At 33.9% G+C, this 21,151-nt stretch carries 18 protein-coding genes; 16 read left to right on the plus strand and 2 right to left on the minus strand.

Annotated features, from left to right (window positions below; genetic code table 11):
- The 11 genes from nadE (at position 1) to P3U32_RS04140 (ending at position 11,220) form a co-directional block, all read left to right on the plus strand.
- Complete coding sequence (gene nadE / locus P3U32_RS04090) at positions 1-822, plus strand: NAD(+) synthase (RefSeq protein ID WP_323704362.1); 822 nt, start codon at positions 1-3, stop codon at positions 820-822.
- 63 nt (positions 823-885) lie between these two features.
- Positions 886-1,455 carry a DUF2179 domain-containing protein gene (locus P3U32_RS04095; protein ID WP_323704363.1) on the plus strand — a complete coding sequence of 190 codons (570 nt, stop codon included), beginning with the start codon at positions 886-888 and terminating at the stop codon, positions 1,453-1,455.
- Complete coding sequence (locus P3U32_RS04100) at positions 1,445-1,615, plus strand: NETI motif-containing protein (protein WP_323704364.1); 171 nt, start codon at positions 1,445-1,447, stop codon at positions 1,613-1,615. Before P3U32_RS04095 ends, P3U32_RS04100 begins: the two co-directional genes overlap by 11 nt.
- Before the next feature lie 524 nt (positions 1,616-2,139).
- A complete protein-coding gene (gene purB / locus P3U32_RS04105; RefSeq protein ID WP_323704365.1) occupies positions 2,140-3,435 on the plus strand; it encodes an adenylosuccinate lyase in 1,296 nt (431 codons plus the stop codon).
- 76 nt (positions 3,436-3,511) lie between these two features.
- Positions 3,512-3,814 carry a YerC/YecD family TrpR-related protein gene (locus tag P3U32_RS04110; RefSeq protein ID WP_323704367.1) on the plus strand — a complete coding sequence of 101 codons (303 nt, stop codon included), beginning with the start codon at positions 3,512-3,514 and terminating at the stop codon, positions 3,812-3,814.
- A 105-nt stretch (positions 3,815-3,919) separates the two neighbouring features.
- Positions 3,920-4,618, plus strand: coding sequence for a M15 family metallopeptidase (locus P3U32_RS04115; RefSeq protein ID WP_323704368.1), 699 nt, complete (start codon positions 3,920-3,922; stop codon positions 4,616-4,618).
- Positions 4,619-4,770: 152 nt separating this feature from the next.
- Complete coding sequence (locus tag P3U32_RS04120; RefSeq protein ID WP_323704369.1) at positions 4,771-5,454, plus strand: heptaprenylglyceryl phosphate synthase; 684 nt, start codon at positions 4,771-4,773, stop codon at positions 5,452-5,454.
- Positions 5,455-5,466: 12 nt separating this feature from the next.
- On the plus strand, positions 5,467-7,647 hold the full coding sequence (gene pcrA, locus P3U32_RS04125) for a DNA helicase PcrA (RefSeq protein ID WP_323704370.1): 2,181 nt from the start codon (positions 5,467-5,469) through the stop codon (positions 7,645-7,647).
- A 3-nt stretch (positions 7,648-7,650) separates the two neighbouring features.
- The gene (ligA, locus tag P3U32_RS04130) at positions 7,651-9,654 is read left to right on the plus strand and encodes an NAD-dependent DNA ligase LigA (RefSeq protein ID WP_323704371.1); all 2,004 of its coding nucleotides are present in this window, start codon (positions 7,651-7,653) and stop codon (positions 9,652-9,654) included.
- Between the two features lie 11 nt (positions 9,655-9,665).
- Positions 9,666-10,853 carry a CamS family sex pheromone protein gene (locus tag P3U32_RS04135; protein WP_323704372.1) on the plus strand — a complete coding sequence of 396 codons (1,188 nt, stop codon included), beginning with the start codon at positions 9,666-9,668 and terminating at the stop codon, positions 10,851-10,853.
- Positions 10,854-11,028: 175 nt separating this feature from the next.
- Complete coding sequence (locus P3U32_RS04140) at positions 11,029-11,220, plus strand: hypothetical protein (RefSeq protein WP_323704373.1); 192 nt, start codon at positions 11,029-11,031, stop codon at positions 11,218-11,220.
- Positions 11,221-11,401: 181 nt separating this feature from the next.
- Here the strand turns inward: P3U32_RS04140 and putP (P3U32_RS04145) are convergent, their stop codons facing one another.
- Both putP (P3U32_RS04145) and putP (P3U32_RS04150) read right to left on the minus strand, forming a co-directional pair.
- Positions 11,402-12,934 carry a sodium/proline symporter PutP gene (gene putP, locus P3U32_RS04145; protein ID WP_323704374.1) on the minus strand — a complete coding sequence of 511 codons (1,533 nt, stop codon included), beginning with the start codon at positions 12,932-12,934 and terminating at the stop codon, positions 11,402-11,404.
- Between the two features lie 186 nt (positions 12,935-13,120).
- Positions 13,121-14,650: a sodium/proline symporter PutP gene (putP, locus tag P3U32_RS04150; RefSeq protein ID WP_323704375.1), complete on the minus strand. Its 1,530-nt coding sequence runs from the start codon at positions 14,648-14,650 to the stop codon at positions 13,121-13,123.
- A gap of 167 nt (positions 14,651-14,817) precedes the next feature.
- On the opposite strand from putP (P3U32_RS04150), the gene gatC reads away from it, so the two are divergent.
- The 5 genes from gatC to P3U32_RS04175 all read left to right on the plus strand — a co-directional run bounded on the left by gatC (position 14,818) and on the right by P3U32_RS04175 (position 21,131).
- Positions 14,818-15,117 (plus strand): Asp-tRNA(Asn)/Glu-tRNA(Gln) amidotransferase subunit GatC, encoded by a 300-nt coding sequence (gene gatC / locus P3U32_RS04155; RefSeq protein WP_323704376.1) that lies wholly within the window; start codon positions 14,818-14,820, stop codon positions 15,115-15,117.
- A gap of 3 nt (positions 15,118-15,120) precedes the next feature.
- Positions 15,121-16,587 (plus strand): Asp-tRNA(Asn)/Glu-tRNA(Gln) amidotransferase subunit GatA, encoded by a 1,467-nt coding sequence (gene gatA, locus P3U32_RS04160; protein ID WP_323704377.1) that lies wholly within the window; start codon positions 15,121-15,123, stop codon positions 16,585-16,587.
- Between the two features lie 6 nt (positions 16,588-16,593).
- On the plus strand, positions 16,594-18,021 hold the full coding sequence (gatB, locus tag P3U32_RS04165; protein WP_323704378.1) for an Asp-tRNA(Asn)/Glu-tRNA(Gln) amidotransferase subunit GatB: 1,428 nt from the start codon (positions 16,594-16,596) through the stop codon (positions 18,019-18,021).
- 618 nt (positions 18,022-18,639) lie between these two features.
- On the plus strand, positions 18,640-20,094 hold the full coding sequence (locus P3U32_RS04170; protein ID WP_323704379.1) for a helicase HerA-like domain-containing protein: 1,455 nt from the start codon (positions 18,640-18,642) through the stop codon (positions 20,092-20,094).
- Between the two features lie 71 nt (positions 20,095-20,165).
- Complete coding sequence (locus P3U32_RS04175; RefSeq protein WP_323704380.1) at positions 20,166-21,131, plus strand: diacylglycerol kinase; 966 nt, start codon at positions 20,166-20,168, stop codon at positions 21,129-21,131.
- Positions 21,132-21,151: the final 20 nt, after the last annotated feature.

The raw sequence follows: 21,151 nt of genomic DNA on the forward strand, positions 1-21,151 counted from the left end.
ATGAGAGATATACAGTCAATCATCGTCAAAGAAATGAAAGTTAAACCGGAAATTAATCCGAAAGCAGAATTTGAAGAAATTAAACACTTTTTAAAATCATATATTAAAGCACATAGCTTTGTGAAGTCTGTTGTATTAGGTATATCTGGTGGTCAAGATTCAACGTTGTTAGGTAAAATCGCGCAATTAACGATTGATGAATTAAACGCTGAAGAAAATGAAGATTATCAATTTATCGCAGTACGATTACCTTATGGAGAACAGATTGATGAAGCAGATACACAAGATGCGTTGAACTTTATTCAACCAAGTAAACGCGTAACAGTAAATATTAAAGCAGCTGTTGATGCAAGTATTCAATCATTACAAGAAGCGGGCATCGAACTGACAGATTTCCAAAAAGGAAACGAAAAAGCGAGAGAAAGAATGAAAGTTCAATATTCAATCGCATCAGCGCATAACGGTATCGTACTGGGTACGGATCATTCAGCTGAGAACATTACTGGCTTCTTCACTAAATTTGGAGATGGTGCATGTGATATCGCACCATTATTTGGATTGAATAAGAGACAAGGTAAAGCTATCTTGAAATATTTAGATGGACCAGATCACTTAATCAATAAAGTACCAACAGCTGATTTAGAAGAAGATAAACCAGCATTACCTGATGAAGAAGCATTAGGCGTTACTTACGACGCGATAGATGATTTCTTAGAAGGTAAAAAAGTCGACCAAAAAGCGCAAGATATCATTGAAAATCATTATGTAAGAAATGCACATAAGAGAGAAATACCTTACACAAGGTACACATGGCCTAAATAATACGTGACAATCATAACTTTGCCTGATAAAATAAATCCAGATTTTGAATAATGGAGGGTTTAAATGTCCGCGATATTAGATAATCCATGGTTAATGGTACTTTCTATATTTGTTATTAATATAGTTTATGTATCTTGTTTAACAATGAGAACGATATTAACACTTAAAGGCTATCGATATATAGCAGCAGCTGTAAGTATACTTGAAGTAGTAGTCTATGTTATTGGTTTAGGTCTTGTAATCAATAGTTTAGATCAAGTTCAAAATATTTTAGCTTATGCATTAGGATTTGCTGCAGGTATTATTGTCGGTATGAAAATAGAAGAGAAAATTGCATTAGGTTACATCGTAGTCAATGTAACAACAGCTGAGTATGAAACAGATTTACCAAGAAAGCTAAGAGACTTAGGTTATGGTGTAACACATTACGTAGCTAAAGGTAGAGATGGCGATCGATTAGTAATGCAAATTTTAACACCGCGTAAGTTTGAATTTAAGTTAATGGATACAATTAAGCAATTAGATTCAAAAGCCTTCGTTATCGCATATGAACCGAAGAATATCCATGGTGGATTCTGGGTTAAAGGCGTACGAAGTAAAAAATTAAAGGCGTATGATACAGATGAAGTTTAGAGTCGAAGATAATGAAACGATAGAAATGTGTTTGAAACGCATGCGTGATCAAGGATATACGCCTGTGAAAAGATTTGAAAAGCCAGTCTTTATAGAAAAAGAAAATGGTGAAATAGAAGTTTTAAAACAAGAAATACAATTTGTAGGAAAGAAATTATAACTGACTATAAATTGAGACAAACCAAACTGCTAGCAGTTTGGTTTGTTTTTTTATGCATGGGTAATTAGCATTTTGAGGTGGAAGTGCAAATAAGGGTGTCCATATTAGCAAGAGTGAGTAAACGTGCAAATAAGGGTGTCGTTATTAGCAAGAGTGAGTAAACGTGTAAATAAGAGTGTCCATATTAGCAAGACTGGGCAAACGTGCAAATAAGGGTGTCGTTATTAGCAAGAGTGAGTAAACGTGTAAATAAGAGTGTCCATATTAGCAAGACTGGGCAAACGTGCAAATAAGACCATGACTTTATAATAGAATCTGCCTTATCTGCACGTGATATACACAACATACAAGTTTACTATTGATTATGCTTTTCATTTATTTACGAACTGTTACAATATATAATGAAGTAGAAAGAAATATATCATTCTAATCACGAACTTTATTGCTATTTTCAGAAATAATGTACGTGTTAACAAATGTCTGTTATAATGTATTTGACTAAAAAATGTTAGGAGAATTTATCAATGATTGAACGTTATTCTAGAGAAGAAATGGCTAATATTTGGACTGAACAAAATCGCTTTGAAGCATGGTTAGAGGTTGAAATACTAGCGTGTGAGGCATGGAGCAAGTTAGGACATATTCCAGCTGAAGATGTAAAACTAATTAGACAAAATGCTAAAGTCGACGTTGATAGAGCAAAAGAAATTGAACAAGAAACAAGACACGATGTTGTTGCATTTACAAGACAAGTTTCTGAAACATTAGGTGAAGAACGTAAATGGGTACATTACGGTTTAACGTCTACAGATGTTGTAGATACAGCGTTAAGTTATGTTGTTAAACAAGCAAATGAAATTATTGAAAAAGACTTAGAGAAATTCTTAGAAGTATTAAAGAATAAAGCAATTGAACATAAAACGACATTAATGATGGGTAGAACACATGGTGTACATGCTGAGCCAACGACTTTTGGTATTAAAATGGCTTTATGGTATACAGAAATGAAACGTAACCTTGAAAGATTCAAGCGTGTTCGTGAAGAAATTGAAGTAGGTAAAATGAGTGGTGCTGTTGGTACTTTCGCAAATATCCCTCCTGAAATTGAAGAACATGTTTGTACTGAACTTGGGTTAGATTGTGCACCAGTATCAACTCAAACTTTACAACGTGATCGTCATGCATACTATATTGCTACTTTAGGCTTAATCGCAACTTCAATTGAAAAATTTGCTGTTGAAGTTCGTGGACTTCAAAAAACAGAAACACGTGAAGTTGAAGAAGCATTCGCTAAAGGACAAAAAGGTTCATCAGCGATGCCTCATAAACGTAACCCAATCGGTTCTGAAAACGTAACTGGTTTAGCGCGTGTGATTAGAGGATATGTAACGACTGCATATGAAAATGTACCTTTATGGCATGAAAGAGATATTTCACATTCTTCTGCTGAACGTATTATGTTACCAGATGTAACTATCGCTTTAGATTACGCTTTAAACAGATTCACTAACATTATTGATCGCTTAACTGTATATCCTGAAAATATGAAACGTAATATCGATAAAACATTCGGTTTAATCTATTCACAACGTGTGATGCTTACGTTAATTAACAAAGGTATGGTTAGAGAAGAAGCTTATGATATTGTACAACCTAAAGCAATGGAATCATGGGAAACTCAAACACCATTTAGAACTTTAGTGGAACAAGATGAAAAAATCACAAACCTTCTTAATAATGAAGAATTAGACGAATGTTTCGATGAAAATCATCATTTAAATCAAGTAGATACTATCTTTAAAAGAGCTGGTATAGAATAAGAGTCTTTATACTGTACTTTAATAGGTTAGTGCGTTAAAATGCAATTAATGAACTTATAAAACAGGGGTTGATTTTTTGCAAATCGAAAAATTAAGAGGTAAAGCATTAGATGAATTGTTCGATGCAGTCTTAACTTTAAAGACGCGAGAAGAATGTTATCAGTTCTTTGACGACTTATGTACAGTAAATGAATTACAATCATTATCACAACGACTTCAAGTTGCTAAAATGATCAAACAAGGATACACATATGCGCATATCGAGAAAGAATCTGGTGCATCAACTGCAACAATTTCTCGTGTGAAACGATCATTGCAATGGGGTAACGACGCGTATACGATGATACTTGAAAGAATGCATATTGATTTTGAAAAATAAAAATATATTTTAAAATGAGGCTGAGGCATAAATATATGTCTCAGCCTCGATTTGTTGTGATCCGTAGTATAATATTGAGATAGAGATGAATAAGGAGCGTAGCACATGAAGAAATTATTATTAATTGTAGGTGTATCTATTCTGACTTTAAGCGCGTGTAGTGAAGACAGCAATCAGAATAAACAAGAACTAAAAGAAAAACAATCATCATCGCACGAAACAACGAAACAGAAGAAACAATCACCACAAAGTAAACAAATACATGAAGTTAAAAAGAAAAATGGTATTACATATATTGATGGTCATGTATTTGTAAATAAAAAAGTAGACTTACCAAGTGACTATGCACCTGGTGAAAATCGTATCGCTAGAAACCATTTAAATAAATTGATTGAAGATGCAAGAAAAGAAAACTTAGACTTAGTATTTAGAAGTGGATATCGATCTTACAGTGACCAAGAACAATTATATAAAGACTATGTCGCACGTGATGGAGAAGCAGCAGCCAATCAATATAGTGCGAAACCTGGTCAATCAGAACATCAAACAGGACTTACATTTGATGTAGGCTCAGATTCAGCGACAGATGATTTTAGAACTTCATTTGGTAAAACAGACGAAGGTAAATGGATTAAAGCACACGCACATGAATATGGATTTATTGTAAGGTATCCAGAAGGCAAAGAAAAAATAACTGGTTACCAATATGAACCATGGCATTTAAGATATGTGGGTAAAGATTTAGCTAACAAAATTTATAAAGAAAATACAACGCTTGAAGAATATTTTGATTATGGTAAATAACTTTAATTTTAGAATGGTGGAGTGGAACAAGAATCTCGATTAATAAGAGGGATATTGTTTCACTCTTTTTTTACTTTTATTTTCTTTTTCATTTCGGATTTTAAAGTTAAAAATGCTATAATTAATCTTACGATAATTAAAGGAGTTTAAGAATGTACGATATAAAGTTATGGAGACATGTGTTTAAATTAGACCCGGCAAAATCAATTTCAGATGAAGATTTAATGCGCATTTGTGAATCTGGTACTGATGCGATTATTATCGGGGGTACAGATGATGTAACTGAAGACAATGTATTGAATTTGATGAGTCGAATTAGACGATATCCTTTGCCTTGTGCATTAGAAATATCGAATAAAGAAAGTGTTGTACCTGGATTTGATTTTTACTTTGTACCAAGTGTATTGAACAGTGATAAGGTCGAATACCATAATGGCATTCTTCAAGAAGCGGTGAAAGCCTATGGATATATGATGGACTTTGATGAAATATTTCTTGAAGGTTATATCGTAATGAATGAAGAAAGCAAAGTAGCAACACTTACAAATGCACGAACAGATTTAGATCGAGAAGATTTAATCAGTTATGCACGTATTATCGACAAGTTATATCATTTACCTATATTTTATTTAGAATATAGTGGTAAATACGGTAATGTCGAAGAAGTGAAAGATATTAAAGAACATTTAGAACACGCACAATTATTCTACGGTGGTGGGATCGACAGTATAGATAAAGCAGAAGAAATGGCTGAATATGCTGATACCATTGTTGTTGGAAATATTATATATGATGATTTAAAGCGCGCTTTACAAACAGTAAAAGTAAAACAATAAAGGAAGGTTTTTATGAACGCATTGTTAGAAAGAATGAATGACGAACAAAGACAAGCAGTTAAGACAACTGAAGGACCATTATTAATCATGGCTGGTGCAGGGAGTGGTAAGACAAGAGTACTTACACACAGAATTGCTTATTTATTAGATGAGAAAGATGTTTCGCCTTATAGTGTATTAGCGATTACATTTACAAATAAAGCAGCTAAAGAAATGAAAGAAAGAATTAGTCATTTAGTTGGTCCTGAAGCAGAAAGTATTTGGATATCAACGTTCCACTCAATGTGTGTAAGAATCTTACGACGCGACATTGATCGAATCGGTATTGAAAGAAACTTTACGATTATCGATCCAACTGACCAAAAATCAGTCATCAAAGAGATATTAAAGAAAGAAAATATTGATAGTAAAAAATATGAACCAAGAATGTTCATAGGTGCTATTTCACAATTGAAGAATGAACTAAAAACAACTGAAGACGCTGAAAGAGAAGCGAATGATTTTTACGCAATGATGGTTGCTCGTGTATATAAAGGCTATCAAGAAAAATTATTACGAAATCATGCATTAGACTTTGATGATTTAATTATGATGACGATTCAATTATTTAATCGCGTACCTGAAGTGTTAGAATTCTATCAAAATAAATTCCAATATATTCATGTGGATGAGTATCAAGATACAAATAAGGCACAATATACGTTAGTGAATTTATTAGCAAGTAAATTTAAAAACATTTGTGTCGTAGGTGACTCAGACCAATCTATTTATGGTTGGAGAGGTGCTGACATTAAAAATATTTTATCTTTTGAAGAGGATTATCCAAATGCACAAACAATTTATTTGGAAAGAAACTATCGTTCAACGAAAACGATTTTAACTGCTGCCAACGAAGTGATTAGAAACAATTCGGAACGTAAACCTAAAGCGTTATGGACGGATAATACTTCTGGTGAAAAAATTAAATATTACGAAGCAACAACTGAAAGAGACGAAGCAGAATACGTGATTCGTGAAATATTAAAGAAAAAACAAAACGGTTATAAAAATCAAGACATCGCGATATTATACAGAACGAATGCGCAGTCACGTGTACTTGAGGAAACATTCTTGAAATCGAACATACCATACACGATGGTTGGCGGTACGAAGTTCTATGATCGTAAAGAGATTAAAGATATCTTGAGTTATTTGAGACTCGTTTCAAACAGTAATGATGATATTAGTTTTGAACGTATTATCAATATACCAAAACGAGGTATTGGCCCAACATCTGTTCAAAAAATCGCACAATATGCAGCGATGAATAACTTAAGTTATTTTGATGCTTTAGGAGAAGTCGACTTTATTGGATTATCCAAAAAAGTGACGCAAGAAGGTGCAGATTTTTATGAAATGATGAATAACTTTATGCAACAACAAGAATTTTTATCTATTACTGAGCTTGTTGAGCAAATTTTAGATAAATCAGGTTATCGTCGTATGCTTGAAAATGAACAAACGATAGAATCACAAAGTCGATTGGAAAATATTGATGAGTTCTTATCTGTACCACGCGATTACGAGGAGAATACACCAGTTGAAGAGCAATCTTTAATGAATTTCCTTACTGATTTATCACTTGTTGCTGATGTAGATGATGCCGATTTAGAAGCGGGTGTAACATTGATGACGATGCACTCAGCGAAAGGTTTAGAATTCAAAGTTGTATTTATTATTGGTATGGAGGAAAGTATTTTCCCTCACTTTAGAAGTTTACAATCAGGTGAAGAACATGAAATGGAAGAAGAACGAAGAATTGCGTATGTAGCGATAACAAGAGCTGAAGAAGAACTTCACATGTCTCACGCAACAACGCGTACATTGTTTGGTAGATCTCAAGCCAACATGAAATCAAGGTTCTTAAAAGAAATACCTGAAGATTTATTAGACGGTGTTAAACCGAAGACATCATTTAAATCAAAACAAACTGCGCCGACTAAACGTGGATTTGCACAACGTATGAATACACAAAAAACACCTACATCATCTTGGAAAGTAGGCGACAAAGTAACACACAAATCATGGGGTGAAGGTATGGTTAGTGCTGTAAATGACAAAAATGGTTCAGTAGAATTAGATATTATATTCCAAAAAGAAGGACCAAAACGATTATTAGCTCAATTTGCGCCAATTGAGAAAAAGGGAGAATAATTAATGAACGAATTAAAATTAAGAGTTGAAGAACTTCATCAATTATTACATCGTTATAATCATGAATATCATGTATTAGATCAACCAACTGTTCCAGATAGTGAATATGATCAACTGTTGCATGAATTAATTGGAATTGAAGAAGAACATCCTGAGTTAAAGGCGGCAGATTCACCAACTGTAAGAGTTGGTGGAACGCCATTATCTCAATTCGAAAAGATTAATCATGATACACCGATGTTATCTCTTGGTAATGCATTTAATGAAGAAGATTTAAGGAAATTTGATCAACGTATACAAGAGAAAGTAAACGAAGTCCGTTATACATGTGAATTGAAAATTGATGGGCTAGCAGTATCTTTGAAATATGAAAATGGTCGATTTGTTCAAGGATTAACACGTGGTGATGGTACAACTGGTGAGAATATTACTGAGAATTTAAAAACCATTCATGCCATTCCTTTAACAATTAAAGAACCTCTTTCTATGGAGGTACGTGGTGAAGCATTTATGCCTAGAAAGTCTTTTGTTGCGTTAAATGAAGCTAAGGAAGAAAATGGCGAACAGCTCTTTGCTAATCCTAGAAATGCTGCGGCAGGATCACTGAGACAATTAGATTCTAAATTAACAGCGAAAAGAAGACTAGACATCTTTCTATATAGCGTGAATGATTTAACTGAAATTGATGCAGATAGTCAGTCTGAAGCGTTAAACAATTTAGATGAGTTAGGATTTAAGACAAATAAAGAACGTGAGACTTTTGATACAATCGAAGGTGTATTATCATTCATCGAAAAATGGACAACACAAAGAAATCAATTACCATATGATATTGATGGTATTGTTATTAAAGTAGATAATTTAAGTCAGCAAGAAGAACTTGGTTTTACACAGAAATCACCAAGATGGGCGATTGCATATAAGTTTCCAGCTGAAGAAGTACTGACAACTTTGAAAGATATCGAACTTAGCATAGGTAGAACAGGCGTTGTAACACCGACCGCTATTTTAGAGCCTGTTAAAGTTGCTGGAACGACAGTATCTAGAGCATCATTACATAATGAAGATTTAATACAAGAAAAAGATATTAGAATTGGTGATAAAGTTATCATTAAAAAAGCAGGAGACATTATTCCTGAAGTGGTTAGAAGTATTGCGGATGAAAGAGACGAGCAAAGTGAGACTTACCACATGCCAACACATTGTCCAAGCTGTGAGCATGAGTTAGTTAGAATTGAAGGTGAAGTCGCTTTACGTTGTATTAATCCAAAGTGCCAAGCGCAACTCGTTGAAGGTATGATTCATTTTGTGTCTAGACAAGCGATGAACATTGATGGTTTAGGCGATAAAATCATCGAACAATTATATCAAAATGATAAAATTAAAGATGTTGCAGATTTATACTATTTAACTGCTGAAGATTTGTTACCACTTGAAAGAATGGGTGAGAAGAAAGTTAATAATCTATTAACTGCAATAGAAGCATCGAAAGAAAAATCATTAGAACATTTATTATTTGGCTTAGGCGTTAGACATTTAGGAACGAAAGCCAGTCGAATCATTGCAGAAAAATATGAAACAATTGATCAATTATTTGAAGTCACAATTGAAGATTTAACACTTATTCCAGATATCGGTCATAAAATGGCACAATCACTAGTCACATATTTAGAAAATGAAGATATCAAAACATTGATTGATAAATTGAAAAATAAAAATGTGAATATGGTTTATAAAGGCATAAAGCAATCTGATATAGAAGGTCATCCTGATTTTAGTGGTAAAACGTTCGTCTTAACTGGTAAAATGACAGAGATGACAAGACCAGAAGCGACTAAAGTGATACAATCATTAGGTGCAAAAGTGACTGGAAGTGTGACTAAGAATACAGATGTTGTCATTGCAGGAGAAGATGCAGGTTCCAAACTAGAAAAGGCTAATAAACTCAATATTGAGGTTTGGACAGAGGCAGAATGGTTAAACAAGTATCGTAAAATCAATGAATAGAGGTTAAATATATGAAAAAAGGGTTTCTTATTTTAGCGTCTGTAATACTGCTTTCAGCATGTTCGTCAGATACTACTCAAAAAGACAATCAAGATAAATCTGATAAGGAAAAAGAACAGACGAAACAAATTTCTACAGGTATGCAAATTTCAAGCGATTATTATCGAACATTATTACCATTTAAAATAAGCGCTGCTCGAGGCTTAACACAAGATAATATGATTTCTAGTTATAACAGTGAAGCTTTTGAAAGTGGATTATTAGATATCAGTAAACAGACATTCTCGCCAGATGATTATTTATATAGAGATGGTCAGTTTTTAGACAAAGATACGGTTAGGGCGTATTTAGCACCTAAGTATACTAAAGCTGAGATCAAAGATATGAGTGATGATGAAAAAGAACAAAGTAATGCAGGAAAGAATTTAGGATTGAATCCAACACATGATGGAGAAACAGATCCGGAGAAGATAGCTAAAAATTCACCTACATACCTTTCACATATCATTGAACAAGATTACTTCACAGAAAGTGATGCGAAGAAACAAAAAATTTCAGGCATGACCATTGGCCTAGCAATGAACAGCGAATATGTTTATCAAAAAGAAGATTACGGTGAAACATATACGAAAGAACTAGATAAAAAAGAAGTAGAGAAAAAAGGTAAAGAAATGGCTGAAGAAATCTTATCTCGTTTAAGAGTAAGAGATGAATTGAAAAATGTTCCTATTAACTTTGCTATATTTGTACAGTCAGGTGAAGGGGATATTAAGCCAGGGAAATTCATTGCCCATGCGTCAAGTGATGGTGGGGAACGTTCAGTTAAGAACTGGGAAAAAATGAAACAAACACATGTGACGATTCCATCAAATGAAGCGTCAGATTTAGATAAGAATTTAAATTCAAACTTTGAACAATTTAATCAAGATTTACAAAAGTATTTCCCTAACTTTACACAAGCAGTTGGTACTGGTCAATTTGATGACGATAAATTAACACAATTAGAAATCAAAGTACCACTAGATTATTACGGTAAAGCTGAAGTGATAGGGGTTACACAATATATAGCCGATCTTTCAGAGAAATATTTTAAAGGTGTAGACGATATGGAAATATCAATCGTTGATGGAGAACAACCACAAGCCTTAATCACAAAAGGCAAAGACGATAGTGAACCACAAATCCATATTTATAAATAGAATATAAATACAAGAAACCATCCAGCAGAGCAATGACTGCTGGATGGTTTTTTAGGTGAGTTGGGAAAAATGTTTATTATGTGCTTATCGGGTTAATTGAAATATAAATAGATAGTTATACGGTGTATAAGACGATTATTGTAAAATAAATGAACAAGTTTAAGAGGTGGAATTTATGAAAATAATTAATAATAACTGGTTTATTTTGGGAGTATCAGTGATATTAGCACTTTCCAACATTTCATTTTTTAAAGCTCAATCTATAAGTAGTACAATACTTGTAATAACAGAGTTTACTTTAAAAACGGTTATTTTCTTTTTAGTTGTTAAATTAATGATGTTTATAGCATTAAAATTGACTAGTTAAGAATTATTTATATGTGTGAAAGGAGAGATATCGTGCGATTGCCCCCGAAACGCACGATATCTCAGCGAACCTTCAATAAACAACCAATAAAAAATAAGCATATCACTATAACTGAGGAAATCAGTTCGTGATATGCTTATTTCTTTTGTGTCGATATTAATTACTTAAATACTAAATTGCATTAGTCTTCTTTAAGTATTCTTTTCATTTTATCTAAACTATCAATCACTTCTTGATCTGGCTTTTTAGTAAATTTACTTACAACTACAGTAACAACGATATTTGTTATGAAACCTGGAATGATTTCGTATAGTTCGAAAATACCGCCATGTGATTTCATAATGATCCAGAATAATACGACGATAGATGAAGTTACCATACCAGCAATTGCACCGTTTTTCGTTAAGCCTTTCCAATACAATGACATTAGAACTAATGGACCAAATGCTGCACCAAATCCAGCCCATGCATTACCGACTAGATTTAGGATTGTATCGTTTGGTGTCCAAGCAAGTAGAATTGCTACGATAGCAACTACTAATACTGCGAATCTACCAACCATAACAAATTCTTTGTCTCGATCTGCTTCTAGTCCTCTTTTTTTAGTGATAATTCTATAAAAGTCTTGTGTCAATGCACTTGAAGTTACAAGTAATTGAGATGAAATTGTACTCATAATTGCTGCTAAAATTGCTGCTAAGAAGAACCCACCAACAAGTGGATGGAACAATACTTGACTCATTAGAATGAAGATTGTTTCTGGATTTTCAATTTTAGTACCTGTCTCATAAATATACGCAATACCTGTTAAACCAACTAAACAAGCACCTAATAATGAAATTGCCATCCAACCGATACCAAAGCGTCTTGCTGTTGGTAATTGTTTGTGAGATTTAATAGACATAAATCTTACGATGATATGTGGTTGACCGAAGTAACCTAGTCCCCATGAAATTAACCCTATAATACTGATGACAGAAGTTCCTTTGAACCAATCTAAGTTTGTCGGTTTAACTTCTGCTACTGTATGGAACGTATCCATACCATTTAATGTGAGTAATGCTGCAATAGGTACCATAACCATTGCAATTAACATGATTACACCTTGGAAGAAGTCAGTAAGTGATACTGCTAAATATCCTCCAAAGAAAGTATATAATACAACAATACCACCCGTTAATATAATACCAAGTCGATAATCCATACCGAATGCACTTTCAAATAAAGTACCACCTGATACCATACCAACTGAAGTGTATAGCGTAAAGAACACGACTATAATAATACCTGAAATAATTTTTAATGCGTGTGTGTTATCTGCGACACGCTTTTCAAAGAAATCTGGAATAGTAATTGCATTTCCAGTATGTTCAGTATAAACACGTAATTTTGGTGCTACCAATATGTAATTTAAATATGCACCAACTGTTAAACCAATCGCTAACCAAGTTGCTGAAAGACCGACGTTATAAACTTCACCTGGAAGTCCCATGATCATCCAACCACTCATATCGGATGCACCAGCTGATAAGGCTGTTACATATGGCCCAATACTACGACCACCTAACATATACTCGTCTAAATTACTTGTAGACTGTTTATAAGCATAGTATCCAATTGCTAATAATACTACAAAGTAAACTATGATCATGAAATAAGTTTGCCAACCAGAGGCGACCCCTGCACTGGCATCAATTTGCCCTAAAATAAACATATACCCCACTCCTTTGTTATATATATTAAAGTTACACGTTGACTATTATACAGAACTGACATAATAATCAAAGGGATGAAGACTAAATATTCCGTAAATTCAGTCTACCATGTTTATTATTTAATGTCACAATTTGGTCGAAATGTGCATAGTATTAAGGATTTTTAAAGAATTTGATTATGACCATTAATTTTTTAATATTTTTTTCATGTCATCAAATTTATTGAGTACAGCTTGATTTGGAACTTTAGTCATTAAGCTAACTACAATTGTTAAAACGATACTTGTAATAAACCCAGGTATGATTTCGTAAAATTCAAATATGCCGCCGTGGTCTTTCATGAGTATCCAGAAAATAACTACGACAGAACCACCAATAATACCTGCAATGGCACCGTATTTAGTCAATCGTTTCCAATACAATGATAATAAGACAAGGGGACCAAATGCCGCGCCAAAACCTGCCCAAGCATTACCAACTAAATTTAATATCGTATCGTTAGGGTGCCAAGCGATATACATCGCTACTAATGAAACAAGAAGCACTGAAAGTCGTCCAACAAGGACAAATTCTTTACTATGCTCTTTATCTTGTAATGTTTTCTTTCGTATTAACATGTAGAAATCTTGTGTTAAAGCACTTGATGTTACAAGTAATTGAGATGAAATTGTACTCATAATTGCTGCTAATATCGCTGCTAAGAAGAACCCACCGATTAACGGATGGAATAGAAATTGACTCATTACGACAAATATCGTTTCTGGATTATCGACTTTAACTTGCGTTTGATTTACAAAAACGATACCAATTAGGCCTGTAATACACGCGCCAAGTAAAGAAATTGCCATCCATGAAATACCAATTCTACGTGCTCTCGGCATGAGTTTGTGAGACTTTATAGACATAAATCTAACGATGATATGAGGTTGCCCAAAATACCCTAACCCCCATGCGAGTAAACTGATGATACCAATAGTTGTTGTTCCTTTAAACCAATCTAAATTTGTTGGCTTTAATGCACCAACATCAGCAAAGGTATCCATACCGTTTAATTTTAATAAAGCGACGATAGGAACAAGTACTAATGCAATGATCATAATCACACCTTGGAAGAAGTCTGTTAAAGACACTGCTAAATATCCTCCGAAAAGTGTATAAAGGATAACGATGCTCGCAGCAAGTACGAGACCTACGTGATAATTCATACCAAAGGCACTATTGAATAATACGCCACCAGCAACCATTCCAGAGTGCGTATATAACGTGAAGAATACGACAATAACGAGTCCAGAAATGATTTTAACAATACGTGTATTGTCTGATAAACGTTTTTCGAAGAAGTCTGGAAGTGTAATCGCATTGTCTGTTAATTCCGTATAAATACGTAATCGAGATGCAACGAGTATATAATTTAGCCACGCACCAATCGTTAGTCCGATGGCAATCCAAGTTGCTGAAAGTCCGATACTATATACAGATCCCGGTAACCCCATAATCATCCAGCCACTCATATCGGATGCACCAGCTGATAAAGCAGTGACTAACGCACCTAAATCTCTACCGCCTAGCATATACTCATCGAGTGTGCTTGTTGAACGTTTGTATGCGTAATAACCAATTGCTAATAAAATCGCAAAGTAAACAGCGATCATGACATACGTTTCCCACGATGTTTCGACCTTAACGTTCTTAAAAGTATTTCCTAAAATAAACATAAAAAACCACCCCTCAGTCATAGACTTTTTTTACCAGAAAATTTTTCTGATAATTTATTATACACAATGTATTCGTTTTCATATACTTATTTTTAATAACTTTAGATTTTTATATGAAAATTTGTTAAAATTATATGATGTTAGATTAACTAAGGAGGCGTCGCATAATGACGAAAGTAACATCTGAGCAAGTTGAACATGTTGCTAATTTAGCTAGACTTGAAGTTTCACAAGACGAAGTCAATGAATTCACACAATCTTTAGAGAAAATCTTAAACTTTGCAGGACAATTAGATGAAGTTGATACAGATCATGTTGAACCAACATTTCACGTATTAGATTTACAAAATGTTCTAAGAGAAGATAAGAGTGAATCAGGAATTCCTCAAGAACAAGCATTACTTAATGCTAAAGAAAAAGAATCAGGACAATTCAAAGTTCCAGCAATTATGAATGAGGAGGACTAAAGCATGACGATTCGTTATGAAACAATTGAACGTTTATCAGAAATGATCAAAAATAAAGAAATTAAACCATCTGAAATTGTAAGAGATATCTTTGATGCGATTGAAGCGGACGATGTTAATGTGAAAGCATTTTTAGCATTAGACAAAGAAGCTGCAATTAAAAAAGCAGAAGAACAAGATCAATTACAAGCTGAAGATAAAATGGAAGGTAAGTTATTTGGTATTCCAATGGGTATCAAAGATAACATTATTACTGAAGGTGTTGAAACAACATGTGCAAGTAAAATGTTAGAAGGCTTCATTCCTATATATGAATCAACAGTAATGAAACAATTAAATGATGAAAATGGTATTTTAATCGGGAAACTTAATATGGATGAATTTGCAATGGGTGGTTCAAACGAGAATTCATACTTTAAGAAAACTGTAAATCCATTTGACCATAAAGCCGTACCAGGTGGTTCTTCAGGTGGTTCTGCAGCTGCAGTAGCTGCAAGTTTAGTACCATTTGCATTAGGTTCAGATACTGGTGGTTCAATCCGTCAACCAGCATCATATTGTGGTGTTGTTGGTATGAAACCTACATACGGTCGTGTATCTAGATTTGGTTTAGTTGCATTTGCTTCATCTTTAGACCAAATTGGACCAATTACACGTAGCGTTAAAGACAATGCATTAATTTTAGAAACAATTTCAGGTCATGACGCACAAGATTCAACAAGTGCACCAATTGACGACGTAGATTTCACTTCTGAAATTGGTAAAGATATTAAAGGATTGAAAATTGCTGTACCAACTGAATTCATCGGTGAAGGTGTATCAGAAGATGTTAAAAATTCAGTAAACGAAGCTGTTAAAACACTTGAATCTTTAGGTGCTACAGTTGATCGCGTTTCATTACCAAATACTAAATATGGTGTAGCAAGTTATTATATTATTGCATCATCAGAAGCTTCAGCAAACTTAGCACGTTTCGATGGTATTCGTTACGGTTATCATTCTAAGTCAGCACAAACACTTGAAGAATTATATAAAAAATCTCGTGGAGAAGGCTTTGGAGATGAAGTTAAACGTCGTATCATGCTTGGAACATTTGCATTAAGCTCAGGTTATTATGACGCTTATTATAAAAAAGCTCAAAAAGTACGTACATTAATTAAACAAGACTTCGAAAAAGTCTTTGCAGATTATGATGTAATCGTTGGACCAACTGCACCTACAACAGCATTCAACATTGGTGAACAAGTTGATGATCCATTAACAATGTACGCAAACGATATTTTAACAATTCCAGTTAACTTAGCAGGTGTACCATCTATATCTGTACCTTGTGGTAAATCAAATGGTCGTCCAATTGGTTTGCAAATTGTTGGTAAACCTTTCGATGAAAAAACATTATACAAAGTTGCTTATCAATATGAAACACAATTTAACTTACATGATGACTATAAAACATTACAAGGAGTGTGAAACTGAATGCATTTTGAAACAATTATCGGCTTAGAAGTTCACGTCGAATTAAAGACAGAATCAAAAATGTTTTCACCATCACCAGCGCACTTTGGTGCTGAATCTAATACAAATACAAATGTGATTGACTTAGCTTATCCAGGCGTATTACCTGTTGTAAACAAAACAGCAGTAGACTGGGCGATGAGAGCAGCAATGGCATTAAATATGGATATTGCTAAAGAATCTAAATTTGATAGAAAAAACTATTTCTATCCAGATAATCCAAAAGCATATCAAATATCTCAATTCGATCAACCAATCGGAGAAAACGGATGGATTGATATTGAAGTTGATGGAGAAACGAAACGTATAGGCATTACACGTCTTCATATGGAAGAAGATGCTGGTAAATTGACACATAAAGATGGCTATTCATTAGTCGACTTAAACCGTCAAGGTACTCCATTAATTGAAATCGTATCAGAGCCTGACATTCGTTCACCTAAAGAAGCATATGCTTACTTAGAAAAATTACGTGCCGTCATCCAATACACTGGCGTATCAGATTGTAAAATGGAAGAAGGTTCATTACGTTGTGATGCGAATATTTCTTTACGTCCTTATGGTCAAGAAGAATTCGGTACAAAAGCAGAACTTAAGAACTTAAACTCATTTAACTACGTGCGTAAAGGGTTAGAACATGAAGAAAAACGCCAAGCAGAAGTATTATTAGCTGGTGGAGAAATCTTACAAGAAACACGCCGTTTCAATGAATCAACAGGAGAAACTATTTTAATGCGTATTAAAGAAGGATCTGATGATTATCGTTACTTCCCAGAGCCAGATTTAGTACCATTATATGTTGATGACGAATGGAAAGAACGTGTAAGACAAACAATCCCTGATTTACCAGACGTACGTAAAGAACGTTATGTAAATGACTTAGGATTACCAGCATACGATGCACACGTACTTACATTAACAAAAGAAATGTCAGATTTCTTTGAAGCTACAGTTGAAAAAGGCGCAGATGTTAAGTTAACATCTAACTGGTTAATGGGTGGCGTAAACGAATATTTAAACAAAAATCAAATTGATTTAAATGATACAAAACTTACACCAGAAAACTTAGCAAGTATGATTAAATTAATTGAAGACGGTACAATGAGCAGTAAAATTGCGAAGAAAGTCTTCCCAGAATTAGCACAAAACGGTGGAGATGCGCATCAAATTATGAAAGACAAAGGTCTTGTTCAAATTTCTGATGAAGCAACATTATTAGGATTTGTAACTGAAGCATTAGATAATAATCCACAATCAGTTGAAGACTTCAAAAACGGTAAAGGCAAAGCAATGGGCTTCTTAGTTGGTCAAATTATGAAAATTTCAAAAGGACAAGCTAACCCACAAGTTGTAAACCAATTATTGAAATCAGAATTAGAAAAAAGATAATATACTTTAGAATGTCGACAAAGTTGAAGACTTTGTCGGCATTTTTTTATACGCAAATGCTTTTCACGTACATGTTCCCGCAGGAGTCAGCGCTAAAAAATGCTGAACATTGCAAGTGGAGGTCTACAAGCAACATTGGGGCGCTGAACATTGCAAGTGGAGGTCGACAAGCAACATTGAGGCGCTGAACATTGCAAGTGGAGGCTGACAAGCAACATTGGGGCGCTGAACATTGCAAGTGGAGGTCGACAAGCAACATTTGGCATGGCTAACGAGATAGTTTTAGGAAACAATCCTTTTAGAATTCCTAACGAGATAGTTCTGGAAAACAATCCCGTTAGAGCGAAAATAGCCCACGAAAAAGCCTGATTTACTACAAAAAATGAGAAATGAACCCGCTAACGAGATAGTTTTAGAAAACAATCCTTTTAGAAAATCTAACGAGATAGTTCTGAAAAACAATCCTTTTAGAAGTCCTAACGAAATTATTCTGTTGTATCATCTGAGTAATTTTCAACAAGTAATGATTTCTAATTCAAAATAGGTTATTACTTGCATGGTTAAGCAGTTAAAGTACAATAGTATTAAATCATAATCACAATGGAGGAGTGACGAATCATGACACAACTTAACATTGCAAAGAATGAAACTGAAGTTAATTTAGAATTAGGTCAAGCAAATAGACATGGTTTAATCGCTGGTGCAACTGGTACAGGTAAAACGATTACTTTAAAGGTATTAGCAGAACAGTTCTCTAAAGCAGGTGTTCCTGTCTTTATGTCGGATGTTAAAGGTGATATTTCTAGCATAGCTGAAGCTGGAACAATAAATGATAAAATCCAAGAAAGGCTAGATCAACTTAAGATAGATGATTATGAAAATGCAGCGTATCCAGTAACGCTATTTGATGTATTTCAAAAAAATGGCGTTCCAGTAAGAACAACAATTACTGAGATGGGTCCATTATTAATAGGGAAATTATTAGACTTAAATAATACTCAACTTGGTGTACTAGATATTGTCTTTAAAGTGGCTGACGAAAGTGGCTTATTACTGATTGATATGAAGGACTTTAAAGCTTTATTAAAAGAAATCAATGAAAATCGTGCTGAATACTCAGAGAAATATGGAAATATTTCTTCAGCTTCAATTGGTGCAATTCAACGTTCATTATTAAGATTAGAATCTGAAGGTGCTGAAACTTTCTTCGGAGAACCAGCACTTGAATTAGAAGATTTTATAAAAATTGATGAAAATGGAAAAGGTATGATTAATGTCTTAGATGCATCTGTTTTATATCAAAAGCCTAAATTATATGCGACATTTTTATTATGGTTGCTATCAGAATTATTTGAGAGTCTACCAGAAGTAGGTGACCCAGAGAAACCTAAAATCGTCTTCTTCTTTGATGAAGCACATTTATTATTTAATGATAGTTCTAAAGAATTAATTGAAAAAGTAGAACAAGTTGTAAGACTGATTCGTTCTAAAGGTGTAGGTATTTATTTTGTAACACAAAATCCAATTGATATTCCTGAATCAATTTTAGGACAATTAGGTAATAGAGTACAGCATGCGTTAAGAAGTTATACACCTAAAGATCAAAAAGCAATCAAAAGTGCCGCTCAAACATTCCGACAAAATGAAGCATTCGATACAGCAACAGTCATTGGTGAATTAAAAACAGGTGAAGCACTTATTTCATTCTTAAATGATGAAGGTCAACCAAATATTGTTGAACGTGCATTTATCCGACCACCTGAAAGTAAAATAGGTGTTATTGATGAAAAAGTAAAACAAGATTTAATAACAAATGCGCCATTAAATGAAACATATAAGGAAACTTTTGACAGAGAGAGTGCCTTTGAGATGTTACAGAAAAAAATTGAAGCACAACCTACTGAATCGGAAGAAAAGCCGAAAAAAGAAAAAACGTCAGAAAAACAATCAGAAGGCAAAGAAAAGAAAAAACAATCACAATTCCAAAAAGAAACTTCTAAGATGTTATCTTCGGTAGGTAGACAGATTGGTAGAGAAATCGTACGTAATATATTTGGAACGAAGAGAAGATAACCATTTTTTGCTTTCTTATATTCGTTATTTGCTTTAATATAAAGATATAAGAATATACAAGAGGGATCACAATGAAGAAAAAAGCTAGAATCATTTATAATCCAACATCAGGTAGAGAAATGTTTAAGCGTTCCTTACCTGATGTATTAATTAAATTAGAGCAAGCTGGATACGAAACAAGTGCACATGCAACTACAAGCGCGGGGGATGCAACGCATGCAGCAAGAGAAGCATTAAAGTATGATTATGATGTAATTATTGCTGCTGGTGGAGATGGCACATTGAATGAAGTAATCAATGGCATTGCTGAAGCTAAGAAACGTCCGAAGTTAGGACTCATTCCAATGGGTACGGTTAATGATTTTGGACGCGCATTGCTTATTCCGAATACAATCATGGAAGCCGTAGATATTATTATCAAAGGTGATTTAGTACCAGTGGATGTTGGTAAGATGAATAATCGTTACTTTATTAACATCGCCGGCGGAGGAAAAATTACTGAAGTTTCATATGAAGCGCCAAGTAAATTAAAAACGATGGTCGGTCCTTTAGCTTATTATATTAAAGGGTTAGAAATGTTACCTCAAATTAAATCGACAGATATTCGTATTGAGTATGATGGCAACGTATTCCAAGGTGAAGCGATGATGTTCTTAATTGGATTAACAAATTCAATTGGAGGATTTGAGAAGCTTGTACCAGATGCAGATATTAATGATGGTAACTTTACTTTATTGATTTTAGAAAAAGTAAACTTTGCTGAGTTAGGTCATATCATGACATTAGCTTCAAGAGGTGAACATATTAATCATCCGAAAGTACACTATTCTAAAGCTAAAAATATTAACGTGTCATCATTTGAACAAATCCAATTAAATGTAGATGGAGAATTTGGTGGCGTATTGCCAGCTAATTTCTTAAACTTGAAACAACATATTCAAGTCTTTTCTAAATTAGAAAGAGTTAAGAGAGAGCACGGTATAGAAACTGTAGAACGCGAACGAGAAAGATTACATGAAGAACAAACAGAAGAATAATACATAGGGGCATAATTTTG

The organism is Mammaliicoccus sp. Dog046, from assembly GCF_034039665.1.
Classification (GTDB): Bacteria; Bacillota; Bacilli; order Staphylococcales; family Staphylococcaceae; genus Mammaliicoccus.

Bases quoted from the DNA above. Each gene is read 5' to 3' on its own strand.
- gatC (WP_323704376.1), top strand. From the start codon at position 14,818: ATGACGAAAGTAACATCTGAGCAAGTTGAACATGTTGCTAATTTAGCT.
- purB (WP_323704365.1), top strand. From the start codon at position 2,140: ATGATTGAACGTTATTCTAGAGAAGAAATGGCTAATATTTGGACTGAA.
- P3U32_RS04175 (WP_323704380.1), top strand. From the start codon at position 20,166: ATGAAGAAAAAAGCTAGAATCATTTATAATCCAACATCAGGTAGAGAA.
- nadE (WP_323704362.1), top strand. From the start codon at position 1: ATGAGAGATATACAGTCAATCATCGTCAAAGAAATGAAAGTTAAACCG.
- P3U32_RS04140 (WP_323704373.1), top strand. From the start codon at position 11,029: ATGAAAATAATTAATAATAACTGGTTTATTTTGGGAGTATCAGTGATA.
- putP (WP_323704374.1), bottom strand. From the start codon at position 12,934: ATGTTTATTTTAGGGCAAATTGATGCCAGTGCAGGGGTCGCCTCTGGT.
- gatB (WP_323704378.1), top strand. From the start codon at position 16,594: ATGCATTTTGAAACAATTATCGGCTTAGAAGTTCACGTCGAATTAAAG.
- P3U32_RS04095 (WP_323704363.1), top strand. From the start codon at position 886: ATGTCCGCGATATTAGATAATCCATGGTTAATGGTACTTTCTATATTT.
- P3U32_RS04135 (WP_323704372.1), top strand. From the start codon at position 9,666: ATGAAAAAAGGGTTTCTTATTTTAGCGTCTGTAATACTGCTTTCAGCA.
- gatA (WP_323704377.1), top strand. From the start codon at position 15,121: ATGACGATTCGTTATGAAACAATTGAACGTTTATCAGAAATGATCAAA.
- P3U32_RS04170 (WP_323704379.1), top strand. From the start codon at position 18,640: ATGACACAACTTAACATTGCAAAGAATGAAACTGAAGTTAATTTAGAA.
- P3U32_RS04120 (WP_323704369.1), top strand. From the start codon at position 4,771: ATGTACGATATAAAGTTATGGAGACATGTGTTTAAATTAGACCCGGCA.
- pcrA (WP_323704370.1), top strand. From the start codon at position 5,467: ATGAACGCATTGTTAGAAAGAATGAATGACGAACAAAGACAAGCAGTT.
- P3U32_RS04115 (WP_323704368.1), top strand. From the start codon at position 3,920: ATGAAGAAATTATTATTAATTGTAGGTGTATCTATTCTGACTTTAAGC.
- ligA (WP_323704371.1), top strand. From the start codon at position 7,651: ATGAACGAATTAAAATTAAGAGTTGAAGAACTTCATCAATTATTACAT.
- P3U32_RS04100 (WP_323704364.1), top strand. From the start codon at position 1,445: ATGAAGTTTAGAGTCGAAGATAATGAAACGATAGAAATGTGTTTGAAA.
- putP (WP_323704375.1), bottom strand. From the start codon at position 14,650: ATGTTTATTTTAGGAAATACTTTTAAGAACGTTAAGGTCGAAACATCG.